The following is a 13,640-nucleotide window of genomic DNA, read 5'->3' on the forward strand; positions in this document are numbered from 1 at the left end:
ACCTCGTTTATATCGTTTGTAGCAGGCTGGCTAACTGGCGATTAATCGCCTGCTGATTAAAATCTTGCGCCACTTTTTCACGGGCGCGCGTGATCACCGACTCCAGCGTGTCGTGGTCAATCCGGCTGAACTCAGCGAGTCGGGCCGCCAGCGCCTGCGCATCGTTTTCCGGCACCAGCCAGCCGGATTTGCCGGCCTCCACCAGTTCCGGAATACCGCTATGCACGGTAGACACCACGGGAATCCCTACCGCCATCGCCTCCATCAGCGCTACCGGAATACCTTCCATATCGCCATCCGTACCGGTAATCGACGGCAGCAAAAAAACATCGGCGTCATCCAGCATCGCCTTCACTTCATGGCTCGGTTTAAACCCCGGCATCTCAATGACATCCTCTAGCTGATACTGCTCGATGAGCGTGCGCAGCCGACGTTCCCACGGGCCAATCCCCAGAATGCGGTAGCGAAACGCCACGCCCTGTGCTTTCAGTTGCCGACAGGCTTCAATCGCCACATGCAGGCCTTTTTTCTCGGTCAGGCGCGCGACGGAAATCATCTCCAGCGGCATCCCTGGCGCTTTCACCGAACGATGGGAAAAACGCGTCATGTCGACGCCCATGCGCGAAACGGCAATCTTTTCCGGCGGACAGCCCATACTTTTCAGGCGACCGGCCCACAGATCGCTGATGGGCAGCATCAGATCGCCACGACGAAACAACTGCTGATACTCCGGCGTGTAATGACTGAGCACTTCGCGGCTGGAGATATCAATCCCGTGGAAAATAGTCGCGATTTTGCCGCGAAGCACGCCCAGTTCGCGTAGTTTGGCCGCCGTCACGCCCGCCGGACCAAAGTGCGCGATGAACACATCCGCCACAAAAGCCTGGCTCACCTGCGCGCAAATCGCGGAAAGGATCAAATTGCGTGATTCATCGCCATAGCGGGTAAAATTGAGCGCTTTCCAGGTCGCCGCCCGATGCAGCCCCGGCAGCGTTTTACATGCCCGGTAGCGCAGTTTCGCCAGCCGTCCCTGGGGCTCATCCTGTAACCAGCGGGTTTTCGCCGCCAGGCCATACTTCTCCCAGGCGGCGTGAGTATGTTGGGTATCGCCTTTTTGTAACGCGACAATCTCCACCTCATGGCCCATATCAATAAACGCAGTAATCTGATTCAGCACAAAGGTTTCCGATGAGAGTGGAAATTTCAACAGAAAAAAGCTGACTTTCATTGCGCCTCCCGAATTCTGTCGAGAACAGATTTGATCATCGTGAACCCTTTCGCCCGCTCCTCGGTGACGGCGTTAGCCACTTTTGCCTTTAGCGCAGGCAATTGATTGAGCGTATCGGCCACCACGCTTTGTAATGAACCGTTCAGCAAGTGACGGATATCGATGGCCAATTCCACCAGGCCTAGCTGCTGCATAATCCCGGCGGATTTATGTTCATAATTAATGGCGATAGCGGGCGTGCCAAAATTCATGGAGATAATGGCGGAATGCAGGCGCGTCCCGATGGTCAGTACGCAGGAGGCGAGGATCTTTCCGATTTCCACGTCATTGAGTTCGTCCATCGCGATATGGAAATGCTCTGAGTCGTTTACATACTTCGCCATCCGTAACGCAACCATCCGGTCATCGCGGTTATAGCGATCGATACTGGTGCAGGTTGACAGCGCCAGTACCTGATAACCGTCCGCAATCAGGCGATTCACGACCTGGGCAAATGCCTGCTCATAGGCCTGCTGAGTGGTGCCCAGGCGTTTATCAAACGGCTCCAGATCGCGCAACGTAATCGCGACGGTTTTGTGGCGCGCGGTGACGTCCAGCCAGTGCTGGACAGCATAACTGGCAACAAACTCGTCGTGACGGCGTTCGACTAACCAGGCGGTATCCACCCCCTGCTCCACTTTCCGGGTATCGATCTGCGCGGCGGTCATCAGATCGCGGCTGACGGTTTCACGCAGGATCAGCGCACTGGTGCGCCCAAAAACATAATTGGCGAGCTGGTTAAAGTCAGGGTTCTGGAAAGGGCCGACGCTATGTCCCACCATATAAATTGGTTTGTTCGCCATAAACGCGCACAGCGGATATTCAAAGTGAGTCAAACCGTATAAGTCGACATAGTTTGAACCGCCCACCTGAATGACGGCGTCATACTGCGCAATAAATTGTGCGAATTCGGCAAATTCCGGCGCGATAGCAAAATTACGCAGCGATCCTTCCTGGGCGACTTTAGACAATAAAATTTTATGCTGAAAACGACGGCGTAATACTTTTTTCACCCGACCGTTAAGCCCTGCCGCCGCCTGCTGTTTCTGGCTTAACTGATACAGCGGGTCGGCAATAATCGGGCGCCCCTGCAACCAGGCGGAACTCACCGGGAAACGGCTCATCACATCCATCTCCGCCTCTGGCGCCTGTTGACGGATGGCATCAAGCAAACCGCGCATAATGGCGCTATCACCACGGTTGCCGCATGTGTGGTTGCCTAAAATTAATAATTTCATAAATAGCCTCTTATATCCCCGTCATCCGACACGTAATAACTTTTTCAGTTTTGCACTGCCAACAAGCTGATTTTTAATTTCCATCACCAGCGCATTGCGTGAAAAAATAATCATTAAAATAAAACTCAAAATACCGACCATAACCTGTAGTGCGAATACCCCCGACAACGGTAAATAACCGTCGACCAGCTTTCCTGCGCCGTAGCTGGTAATAAATGTTGGCAATGAGAGATAAAACGGTAGCCACAGGCTGAGAATATACTGACGATAGCTGGAGCCGAGTACCGGCTTAATCATCACGAAATAGCTCAGAATGGTGTTGATGATTTGCACCACCAGGAACCCCAGCGTCACGCCAATCGCCCCCGCCAGATGGCCGCCAATGAGAATTGCCGGGATAAACAGAAACGTTTTAAAGACGTTGAATTTAAAGCTGATATCCACGCGCGCTTTCGCCATCAGCAGCGAACCAATCGGGTTGCCGACCGAGCGCAACAGCCCCACCACGCACAGCAATTGCAGGATCGGGATAATGCTGTTCCACTTCTCGCCAAACACTAACGGCACAAAATTGTTCGCCACTACCATCAGGCCCAACAGCGCGGGAAAATTGATAATTCCCACCACGGAAAGCAACTTATAGAAGTTGACGCGCAGCTTCTCGGTATCGTCCTGGATTTTGGCGAATGCCGGAAATAGCACGCGAGTAATGATGGGATTAAGCTTCGCCGGCGGCACAACCGCCACGTTGTACGCGAGGTTATATCCCCCGGCGACGCTTGCGCCGAGAATTCTCGCCAGTACCAGCGTCGATAAATTCGTGTTGATGTAATTGACGATACTGTCCGCCGTCAGCCACGCGCCAAAACGCAGGTTCGTGGACACCGATGCCAGCGAAAAATGCAGCCCCGGACGGTAAATCTTGCGGCCAAAGTAACCAAACAGCAGCGTTCGCACCGCGCTGTTCACCAGATAGCCGAGAATCGCGGTTAACGCCAGCGGCCAGTAATGGGCGCTAATCACCGTAAAGGTGAACCCCGCCAGCACGGAGGTCGTTTCGATCATGCCGATCTTATTGAACTCCAACTCTTTTTGCATCAGCGCGCGGAACTGCTGCCCGTGAGGGATCACGATAAACGCCAGCGACAACGTTTTGATTAACGGCGCGAGATCCGGGTTATGCAAAACATGGGCAATCGCATCGCTCAGCCAAAAGACCACCGCAAATACCACAATCCCAAGCCCAACGTTTAGCCAGTAAAGCGTGGTCAGCTCCAGATGCCCAATCGTTTTACGCTGGATAATCGAGTTCGCGATGCCAAAGTCCGAGATCGTGTCGGCCAGCGCGATAATCACCAGCGAGACGGTCAACAGGCCAAACTGGTGGTTGTCGATGATCCGCGCCAGCACCGTCATCTGAATTAACCCCAGACCGATAATCACTATCGTGGCGATAGCCGACCATTTAGCGCCGCTGATCGTTTTTTGTCGTAAACTCATTCTTTTCTCCAGAACCTGTTCACAAGGCGTCATTGGCGCAGCCAGATTGAACACGGACAGCGCGGAAAAACCGGAGCGTACACGCTGCCCTGGTTCGATATGGCAAGTAAATAGCCTTGTGGATCAGGTTCTTAATACGCCGCTTTATTAACAAACCCTTTAAAAATCGTCAGAAAAACGATTTTGATATCGAACCAAATACTCCATTCGCGGATGTATTCCAGGTCGAACTCCACGCGTTTTTCCATTTTCTCCAGCGTATCGGTCTCACCGCGCCAGCCATTAATTTGCGCCCAGCCGGTAATGCCCGGCTTCATCTTGTGGCGTAGCATGTAACCTTCAATCAACTGACGATACTGTTCGTTATGCGCCACCGCGTGAGGGCGAGGACCAACGATGGACATCCCGCCAGTTAATACGTTGATAAACTGCGGCAATTCATCCAGCGAGGTACGACGCAAAAAGTTACCTACCCGGGTGACGCGCGGATCGTTTTGCGTCGCCTGGGTAACGACCTTATCGTTCTCCATCACCTTCATTGAGCGGAACTTCCAGACTTTGATCGGCTTGCCGTCCATCCCGTAGCGCGTCTGACGGAAAATCACCGGCCCGGGCGAGCTCAATTTGACCGCCAGCGCAATGCAGCACAGTACCGGTGAGATGAGCAGCAGAATCAGCGACGCCAGCACGATATCTTCTGCCCGTTTAAGCAGACGGTTAATCCCTGATAGCGGCGTGTCATAAAGCGGAACGACCGGAACGCCGCTCATTTCCTCCACGCGCGAGTGGAGAATATTAAAGGTGAACACATCGGGAATAAGGATCACCGAGCAGGTGGTGTCGGCCAGCTCGCGCACCAGTTTTTTCACCATGGCGCCGTCGCTCATTGACATGGCGATATAAACATTGTGAATTCGCGAGGCTTTCGCATCGTCAATTAACTGCTCAAAGTTCCCGGCCCAGTCAGCAGAGACGCCGCCCGGTTTGGGATCGTGATAGACGCCCACCACCTCAAAACCCAGCCACGGCTCATTACGGAAGCTATCCAGCAACGCCTGGCCCGCAGGCAAATCTCCGGCGACGGCGACCCGGCGAGTGTTATAACCACGATTGCGTAGCCAGCCCGCGCCGAAACGAATAAATGAACGGCATAACACTAAGCCCAGGCTGGACAGCGCATACCAGGCCAGCCAGGTGGCGAGGCGGTTGTCAAAGTCGTCATTAAACGCCACCAGACCGGCGCTGAAGATCAGGCTCAGCGTCCAGTTTTGCAGTAACAGCGTTAACTCTGTCGACATTTTGACGCCGCGCCAGGAGCGATAAAAATCGGTCATCCCGCCCAGCATTTGAAAAACAACCAGCGTAATCAGCGCCACCAACAGGTGCATGTACAGGAATGGCAGTCCACTGACTTCACAGATGAACCACAGCCCGCCAAACATGATGGTGATATCTGAAAAGCGTTGCACCATAGAGATTAACGATGCATTGGTTTTGGCTCGTTCGCGCTTTTTTAGATTTGTCATCGTTGTTCCTGTGATTGGCCCCTTACCCGCAGGCGGTAAGGGGAGATCTGACGTTACTGATTCAGCAGCGCCAGCAGAGTGCGTGTTCGCGCTTCCATCAGCGGAATATCGCCGCGTGATTCCACATTCAGGCGCACCACCGGTTCGGTGTTTGACGAGCGCAGGTTGAAACGCCAGTTGGCGAACGACATGCTGAGACCGTCCGTGCGGTCCACTGCCTGCGCCTCTTCCGCAAAGTGCGCTTCCACCCGCGTAATGGCCGCCGCCGGCTCCGCCAGCCTGCTGTTGATTTCCCCGCTCGCCGGGAACGCCGCCATCCGGTCGCGGACCAGTTCACCCAGCGACTGCCCCTTCAGGCACACCAGCTCCGCCACCAGCAGCCACGGGATCATCCCGCTGTCGCAGTAGGCAAAATCACGAAAATAGTGATGCGCGCTCATTTCCCCGCCATAAATGGCATCCTCCGTACGCATCCGCTCCTTGATAAAGGCGTGCCCGGTTTTTGACATCACCGGCGTCCCGCCCGCCGCCGTCACCACTGCCTCCGTGTTCCAGGTCAGGCGCGGGTCGTGGATAATCTTCGCCCCCGGGTGTTTTTCCAGAAACGCTTCCGCCAGCAGCCCGACGATGTAGTACCCCTCGATAAACTGCCCTTTCTCATCGAACAGGAAGCAGCGGTCGAAGTCGCCGTCAAAGGCGATGCCCATGTCCGCCCCGTGTTCAATAACGGCCTTGCGGGTGTCGTCGCGACACTCCGGCAGCAACGGGTTGGGAATGCCGTTCGGGAAGGTGCCGTCCGGGGTGTTGTGGATTTTGATGAACTCCACCGGCGCGCCCAGCGCCTCCAGACGCGCTTCGATGGCGTCAATGACCGGCCCCGCCGCCCCATTGCCGGAATTCACCACCAGCTTCAGCGGGGTGAGATTGTTAACACTGATATAGCCGAGCAGGTGGTCGATGTAGGCGTCGCGCAGGCTGATTTGTCTGTAGCTGCCGCGCGCGGCCTCGTTCACCGGCGGGAAATCGCCCGCTTCCGCCAGACGCTGAACGTCGCGCAGACCGGTGTCGCCGCTTATCGGGCGGGCGCCCTCGCGTACCAGCTTCATGCCGTTGTAGTCCATCGGGTTATGGCTGGCGGTCACCTCAATACCGCCGTCCACGCCGAGGTGGAAGGTGGCGAAGTAAATCTCTTCGGTGCCGGACATGCCGATATCCAGCACGTCGACGCCCGCGTCCTGTAACCCTTTTGCCAGCGCCAGCTTCAGCGCCTCGCTGGTCAGACGCACGTCGCCGCCCAGCACGATGGTTTTCGGTTTTAAATATTCGCCGTAGGCGCGGCCAATCCGCCACGCGATATCTTCATTGAGCTCTTCGCCCAGCCTGCCGCGAATGTCGTAGGCCTTGAAACAGGTTAATTTTGTCATGTTCTTACCCTTCTTCAGGCAACAGTTAGCCCTGACCGTAAATGGCCAACATCGTTATTGTTATTCATTGCCGGATGGCGCGTTGCGCTTACCGGGCACCGTTGCAGGCGTCAGACCCGCCCGTAACGATCCTCGAACCGCACCACGTCGTCCTCTTCGAGATACGAGCCGGAACGCACTTCAATTAAATCGAGCGGTATTTTTCCCGGATTTTCCAGGCAGTGGGTCGCCCCCAGCGGAATATAGATGGACTCGTTTTCACCGAGCAGCTTAACCTCGCCGTTGATGGTGACTCTGGCGGTCCCCGCCACCACCACCCAGTGCTCGGCGCGGTGATGGTGCATCTGCACCGACAGTCCTTCCCCCGGCTTGACGGTAATGCGCTTCACCTGATAGCGCTCGCCCGCGTCGATGGAGTCGTATTTGCCCCACGGACGGTAAACCTCGCGGTGCATGTGGTGCTCATGGCGTCCGTCGGCCTTGATCTTCTCCACCACCTTTTTCACGTCCTGCACCGCGTGGCGATCGGCAATCAGCACGGCGTCTTTGGTCTGCACCACCACCAGATCCTTCACGCCGACGGTGGTCACTAGGCCGGATTCGGCGTAAACGTAGCTGTTTTCCGTTTTATGGCTGATGACGTCGCCGTGGTGGACGTTTCCCTCCGGGGTGTGGGCGCTGATTTCCCACAGCGAGGACCACGAGCCGACATCGCTCCAGCCCGCGTCCATTGGCATCACCACCGCGTCCGCCGTCCGCTCCATCACCGCGTAGTCAATGGACTCTTCCGGACAGGCGAGGAAGGCCTCTTCATCCACGCGAATGAAGTCAAGATCCGGATCGACGCCGCGCATCGCCTGTTCACAGGCGGCCAGAATATCGGGGCGGAACTTTTTCAGCTCTTCCAGATAGCGTCCGGCGCGGAACAGAAACATGCCGCTGTTCCAGTAGTAATCGCCGCTGGCGACGTAGGCCTGGGCGGTTTCCAGCCCCGGCTTCTCAACGAACTGCGCCACCTCAAAAGCCACCGCATCCGTCGCGCCCGGCACGACATCACCGCGCCGGATATAGCCATAGCCGGTTTCCGGCAGATCCGGCACGATACCGAAGGTCACCAGTTTGCCCGCGTCGGCATAGGGCATAGCGCCGCGCACCGCGTCGCGGAAGGCCTCTTCATTGGCGATCGCATGATCCGCCGCCAGTACCAGCATCAGCGGATCGCAGTCCGTATGCTGGCGCGTCGCCGCCAGCGCCGCCAACGCAATCGCCGGCGCGGTATTGCGCCCGGCGGGCTCAAGAATAATGTTCTCCGTCAGCTTATTGAGCTGGCGGAGCTGTTCGGCAACGATAAAACGGTGCTGTTCGTTGCAGATAACCACCGGGCTTTCGCACTCCACACCGTTCAGACGGCAAATGGTGGTTTGCAGCATGGTGAGATCGCCTTTCAGGCACAGAAACTGTTTTGGATAAAGCACGCGAGAAAGCGGCCACAATCGGCTACCGGAGCCACCGGCCATCACAACCGGGTAAAGTTTTGTCTGACGCATTATCATCCCCGAATATCTGCAATAAATTGGCGTAGCACGTTCTCTTTATTGAGCGTGCGTTCGGCGTATTCACGTGCCGTCGTGTTGTTTTTCGGCATGGCGAGCGCCTGGCTAATCCCGTTGACCAGCGCGTCGGTCGACTCCGGCTCCACGCAAACGGCGATGCCCGGATAGCGCGCGCAAAGTTGTCCTAATTCGGTGTGCGGCTCAGCGGTAATCACCGCATTACCGCCGACCGCCAGAATGTTAGTCAGCTTGGAGGGCAGTACCGCATCCGCTGCGCCGCGCTTTTGCACCACCAGATGGCAGTCGCCCATTTTCAGCAGCGCGGGTAAGGCGTCGTAAGGCTGCAGCGGGAGGAATTTAATATTTGCCAGGCCGCGTTCGCGGGCCATGTTCTCCAGCCGCGCCTTGCCGCCCCCCTGGCCGACAATCGCAAAAATCAACGGTCGATCGCGTAATCGTTCCGCGGCGTCAATTACCTTTTCCAGCCCTTGCTTTTCGCCGATATTGCCGGAATAGAGCACAATTTTTTTGCCCTCTGGCAAGCCAAGCTGCTGACGCAAAGCCGTCACGTCAGCGTCATTAACGTCCTGAAAGCGCGCCACTTCCGACCAGTTCGGAAAAAAGAGGATTTTTTCCGCCGCGACGCCTTTTTCCCGCGCTTTATTCATCATGGAGCGAGAAATGGTCGAAACATTATCAACGTTACGCAGCGCGCTGCGTTCAAAGGCCGTCGCTAACCGCGCTACGCTGCCGCGCTTGCCTTTTCCCGCCATTCCTAAGCCGAGCATGGCGTCCACTTCGTAATCCTGAATATGCAGAACGGTACGTGCGCCGGAGAGTGTCGCCAGCAGGCGCATTCCCGGCGTACAAAAGAGCGTCGGTACAACGCCGATAATCCGATCCGGCTTCCAGCGACGCTGCGCCATCAGTGGGAAAAAACTGCTCAATGCAAAGCTCCCCAGATGAAGCAGTCGTTTTAGGGTGGAGGGCTGTTTCGGCACATACAGCGGGCAGCGCCAGACGGTAGCCTCGCCCTCTTCCCGGCGATAGCGCCAGGCGGAATAGCGCTCACCGACCTTCCACTGCGGGTAGTACGGCGGCGCAGTAATGACCCGCACCTCATGGCCTTCCCGCGCCATCCACGCCACCATTTCGCCGGTATATTTGCCGATACCGGTCAGTTCCGGCGAATAGTTAATGCCATAGACCAGGATCTTCATAGGCCCACCGCCGGCGCGTCAGGAGAGAAGTAGGCCCGACTGTTCTCATGAACATTATCGCTTGCCAGAAGCTGTTCCGGCGTCAGCCAGCGGTAACTGCCATGCTGGGTGTCAGGCAGGCGTAAATCGCTCTCCGCCACGCGCAGACGAAAGCCGAGCACGATGTAGTGAGTTGAAAAATCCTCACCGGAAAAGTTGTCGTCATAGAAGTGCTGCCAGACGCCATAAAACGTCCCTGCCGCCAGCGGCAGACGCACGCCCAGTTCCGCCTGCGTCAGGCGTGCAAAGGCGGCTTCCAGCGTTTCGTCTTTGCACACCCGCCCCCCCGGCACAAACCAGTAGCCCTGCGCCGGACGGTTGAGACGCTGGCCCAGTAAAATTTCCCCCTGGCCGTTTTCCACAATGAAATCGAGGGAGATGAGGGGCGTGGTCCGCACCACGGCGGCGAAATCTTCCTGACGTAAAAACATTGTCACCCCCGGAACCGTTGCTGATTCTCAAGGAACCACTGGTAAGTACCGGCAAGCCCTGCCTCCAGTGAAATTTCGTGATACCAGCCAAGCTGATGCAGGCGCGTGACGTCGAGCAATTTACGCGGCGTGCCGTCCGGCTTCGCGGCGTCGAACACCACCCGGCCCTGGTAACCCACCACCTTTGCGATGGTCTGCGCCAGCTCGCGGATGGTGCAGTCCACGCCAGTGCCGACGTTAATGTGCGACAGCATCGGGGCAGTGTTCTCCTGCCACACTTCGCGCGCCAGCTCCATCACGTGAATACTGGCCGCCGCCATATCGTCAACGTGCAGAAATTCACGCATCGGCGTGCCGCTGCCCCACACCACCACCTCCGGCGCGTGGCTCTGCGCAGCCTCATGAAAGCGACGCAGCAGCGCCGGGATCACATGTGAATTGTCCGGGTGGAAATTATCATGCGGGCCGTACAGGTTGGTCGGCATCACCGAACGGTAGTCGCGACCGTACTGCCGGTTGTAGGACTCGCACAGTTTAATCCCGGCGATCTTGGCGATGGCATACGGCTCGTTGGTCGGCTCCAGCGTCCCCTGCAGCAGCTCGCTTTCCGCCATCGGCTGCCTTGCCAGTTTCGGATAGATACAGGACGAACCGAGAAACAGCAGTTTGTTCACGTTGTGCAGGTGCGCGGCGTGAATAATGTTGCTCTCTATCATCATGTTTTCATAAATAAAATCCGCCGGATACGTGTTGTTGGCAACAATGCCGCCCACTTTCGCCGCCGCCAGATAAACCTGGTCGATACCCGCTCCGGCAAAGAACGCCTGTACCGCGCGCCCGTCGAGCAGATCCAGCTCATCGCGGGTGCGCAGCACCAGTTCCACGTCGCCGCGCTGCGCAAGCTGCCGTACAATGGCGGAGCCCACCATCCCGCGATGGCCCGCCACAAAAATTCGTTGCTTATTCATTCTCAGGACTCCAGCGCGATGGCCACCTCGTAACCGTGAGATTTCAGCAGTGAGTGTTTTTTCGCGGCCTCCAGATCGTTCGCCACCATCTCGGAGACCATCTCCGACAGGGTGATTTCCGGTTTCCAGCCCAGTTTCTCATGCGCTTTGGACGGGTCGCCCAGCAGGGTTTCCACTTCCGCCGGACGGAAATAACGCGGATCAACGGCCACAATCACATCCCCCGGTTTCACACCCGGCGCATCGTGTCCGGTAACGGATACCACGATCCCTTTCTCATTAATGCCTTCGCCTTCAAAGCGCAGTTTTATCCCCAGTTGCGCCGCCGCCAGCTCCACAAACTGGCGCACGGAATACTGCACGCCGGTGGCAATCACGAAATCTTCCGGCTGCTCCTGCTGTAACATCATCCACTGCATCCGCACGTAATCTTTCGCATGACCCCAGTCGCGCAGCGAGTCCATGTTGCCGAGATACAGGCAGGACTCCAGTCCCTGGGCGATATTGGCGATGGCGCGGGTGATCTTACGGGTGACGAAGGTTTCGCCACGACGCGGGGACTCGTGGTTAAACAGAATGCCGTTACAGGCGTAAATACCGTAGGATTCACGGTAGTTGACGGTGATCCAGTAGGCGTACAGTTTCGCCACCGCATAGGGGGAACGCGGGTAGAACGGCGTGGTCTCTTTCTGCGGAATTTCCTGCACCAGCCCGTACAGTTCAGAGGTGGAGGCCTGGTAGAACCGCGTTTTCTTTTCAAGACCGAGGAAGCGGATCGCCTCCAGCAGGCGCAGCGTGCCCATCGCATCCACATCGGCGGTATATTCCGGCGACTCAAACGACACCGCCACATGGCTCATCGCGCCCAGGTTGTAGACCTCATCCGGCTGCACTTCCTGTAAAATGCGGGTCAGGTTGGAGGCGTCGGTCAGGTCGCCATAATGCAGATGAAATTTCGGGTTGCAGCTGTGCGGATCCTGATAAATATGGTCCACGCGCTCGGTATTAAACGATGACGCGCGGCGCTTGATACCATGCACCTCATACCCTTTTTCCAGCAGAAATTCTGCCAGGTAAGACCCATCCTGTCCGGTTACGCCAGTAATGAGAGCGGCTTTTGACATTTTCATTTCCTCAAATAGTCCCGTTAGGGAGTAACTTTCTGAACGCGCTGGCGCGTTACCACTGCGGGATTGCCCCGACAAATCGCATTTGCCGGTAATGATTTAAATACGCTGCTGCGCGCGCCGACGACGGTGCCATGACCTATCGTCACGCCGGGCGCGACAAAAACATCGGTCGCCAGCCAACATTTTTCGCCAATAACAATCGGCGCGGCATTAATATCGAAATGGGCGCTGGTATAATCATGGCTACCGGTACACAAATACCCTTTTTGTGAAATAACCGCATGTGCGCCAATATTAATTTCACCCAACGTATATAACACCGCGTCGTCGCCTACCCATGCATAATCGCCGACGGTTAATTTCCACGGATAGGTAATTTTTACTGACGGTCGAATAACCACATTCTTTCCAATTTTGGCGCCAAACAGACGCAGCAAAAAGGCTCGCCAGCGATACAATATTTGCGGCGATCCGGCGAATAATGTCGCCTGTACCGCCCACCATAATTGTACCTTTAGCGCATTAGCGCCGCGGAACCCTTTCGGCACCGTAAAGCCGCTAAGATCCTGCATAATAACTCCCGGTGATTAGACTTTGTTATACCGCGCTTTTGTTTTACCCGTCGTTTTCAGACGTAATAAATAGGATAATTGCGCCCAAAACCCTGGCACACGTAATATTTTTCGCTGTACGTTTTTTGCATCCTGACATAATTCCAGATTATTCGAGGTTGACACGCCGCCCATCGAAAATTCAGATACCAGTCCGTTAATTCGCCGAAAAGGATAGCCTGCTTTATAAAGACGGGCCGCCAACGCATAATCTGAAGAGACATGATATTGCAGATCATAAGGATACTTTTTTAACGCTGCCGTCGGGAAAAATATCGCCTGATGGCTGGCTGGCAAACTATGGTAGATATAATACCCGGGTTTAGCCTTCCGGCGTATTTTATGCCCGCCGCCGAAATCCAGCAGCGCGTCGCCAATATACATCGCCTCGCCCTTTTGTCGCGCCAGTTGGCGGACAAACAGCGCGGCATCATCATGGAACGCATCACCGGAATTAAGAAACAGGGTATAGCGCCCCTGCGCCAGCGCAATGCCTTTGTTCATGGCATCATAAATACCGCGATCCTTTTCACTGATAAAACGCAGGTTAAACTCACCGTGACGTTTTTGCAGAAATTCGCGCGTGCCGTCCTCCGAAGCGCCATCCACTACGATCCATTCAAATGACAGACCCGGATCGCGCGCCAGATTGCGCAGCGAGCGCCAGGTTTTTACCACCCCTTCGTAATTGCGAAAGGCGACGGTAACGACGCTTAAAAACATGCCACCACCC

Annotated in this window: 12 protein-coding genes; all 12 read right to left on the minus strand. The window is 56.1% G+C overall.

Annotated elements, in window-relative coordinates:
* Window positions 1-7: 7 nt before the first annotated feature.
* Window positions 8-1,228: a colanic acid biosynthesis glycosyltransferase WcaL gene (gene wcaL / locus ACLJZ5_RS04315; RefSeq protein ID WP_024797747.1), complete on the minus strand. Its 1,221-nt coding sequence runs from the start codon at window positions 1,226-1,228 to the stop codon at window positions 8-10.
* A complete protein-coding gene (gene wcaK / locus ACLJZ5_RS04320; protein ID WP_024797746.1) occupies window positions 1,225-2,505 on the minus strand; it encodes a colanic acid biosynthesis pyruvyl transferase WcaK in 1,281 nt (426 codons plus the stop codon). The genes wcaL and wcaK overlap by 4 nt, the downstream gene beginning before the upstream one ends.
* A gap of 21 nt (window positions 2,506-2,526) precedes the next feature.
* Window positions 2,527-4,005: a colanic acid undecaprenyl disphosphate flippase WzxC gene (wzxC, locus tag ACLJZ5_RS04325; protein WP_000058681.1), complete on the minus strand. Its 1,479-nt coding sequence runs from the start codon at window positions 4,003-4,005 to the stop codon at window positions 2,527-2,529.
* Window positions 4,006-4,136: 131 nt separating this feature from the next.
* Entirely contained in the window at window positions 4,137-5,531 is a 1,395-nt protein-coding gene (gene wcaJ, locus ACLJZ5_RS04330; RefSeq protein WP_000183163.1) for an undecaprenyl-phosphate glucose phosphotransferase, read from the minus strand.
* A gap of 53 nt (window positions 5,532-5,584) precedes the next feature.
* Window positions 5,585-6,955 (minus strand): colanic acid biosynthesis phosphomannomutase CpsG, encoded by a 1,371-nt coding sequence (gene cpsG / locus ACLJZ5_RS04335; RefSeq protein WP_024797745.1) that lies wholly within the window; start codon window positions 6,953-6,955, stop codon window positions 5,585-5,587.
* Window positions 6,956-7,065: 110 nt separating this feature from the next.
* The gene (cpsB, locus tag ACLJZ5_RS04340) at window positions 7,066-8,508 is read right to left on the minus strand and encodes a mannose-1-phosphate guanyltransferase (RefSeq protein WP_000605946.1); all 1,443 of its coding nucleotides are present in this window, start codon (window positions 8,506-8,508) and stop codon (window positions 7,066-7,068) included.
* The gene (wcaI, locus tag ACLJZ5_RS04345; RefSeq protein ID WP_001523542.1) at window positions 8,505-9,728 is read right to left on the minus strand and encodes a colanic acid biosynthesis fucosyltransferase WcaI; all 1,224 of its coding nucleotides are present in this window, start codon (window positions 9,726-9,728) and stop codon (window positions 8,505-8,507) included. The genes cpsB and wcaI overlap by 4 nt, the downstream gene beginning before the upstream one ends.
* The gene (locus ACLJZ5_RS04350) at window positions 9,725-10,198 is read right to left on the minus strand and encodes a GDP-mannose mannosyl hydrolase (RefSeq protein ID WP_001748574.1); all 474 of its coding nucleotides are present in this window, start codon (window positions 10,196-10,198) and stop codon (window positions 9,725-9,727) included. The genes wcaI and ACLJZ5_RS04350 overlap by 4 nt, the downstream gene beginning before the upstream one ends.
* 2 nt (window positions 10,199-10,200) lie before the next feature.
* Window positions 10,201-11,166, minus strand: coding sequence for a GDP-L-fucose synthase family protein (locus tag ACLJZ5_RS04355; RefSeq protein ID WP_001041701.1), 966 nt, complete (start codon window positions 11,164-11,166; stop codon window positions 10,201-10,203).
* A 2-nt stretch (window positions 11,167-11,168) separates the two neighbouring features.
* The gene (gene gmd, locus ACLJZ5_RS04360) at window positions 11,169-12,290 is read right to left on the minus strand and encodes a GDP-mannose 4,6-dehydratase (RefSeq protein ID WP_024797744.1); all 1,122 of its coding nucleotides are present in this window, start codon (window positions 12,288-12,290) and stop codon (window positions 11,169-11,171) included.
* A gap of 23 nt (window positions 12,291-12,313) precedes the next feature.
* Window positions 12,314-12,868, minus strand: a complete 555-nt coding sequence (wcaF, locus tag ACLJZ5_RS04365) for a colanic acid biosynthesis acetyltransferase WcaF (RefSeq protein ID WP_001153603.1) — start codon at window positions 12,866-12,868, stop codon at window positions 12,314-12,316.
* A 15-nt stretch (window positions 12,869-12,883) separates the two neighbouring features.
* The gene (gene wcaE, locus ACLJZ5_RS04370; protein WP_024797743.1) at window positions 12,884-13,630 is read right to left on the minus strand and encodes a colanic acid biosynthesis glycosyltransferase WcaE; all 747 of its coding nucleotides are present in this window, start codon (window positions 13,628-13,630) and stop codon (window positions 12,884-12,886) included.
* Window positions 13,631-13,640: the final 10 nt, after the last annotated feature.

This window comes from Salmonella sp. 5800 (genome assembly GCF_046558195.1).
Classification (GTDB): domain Bacteria; phylum Pseudomonadota; class Gammaproteobacteria; order Enterobacterales; family Enterobacteriaceae; genus Salmonella; species Salmonella enterica.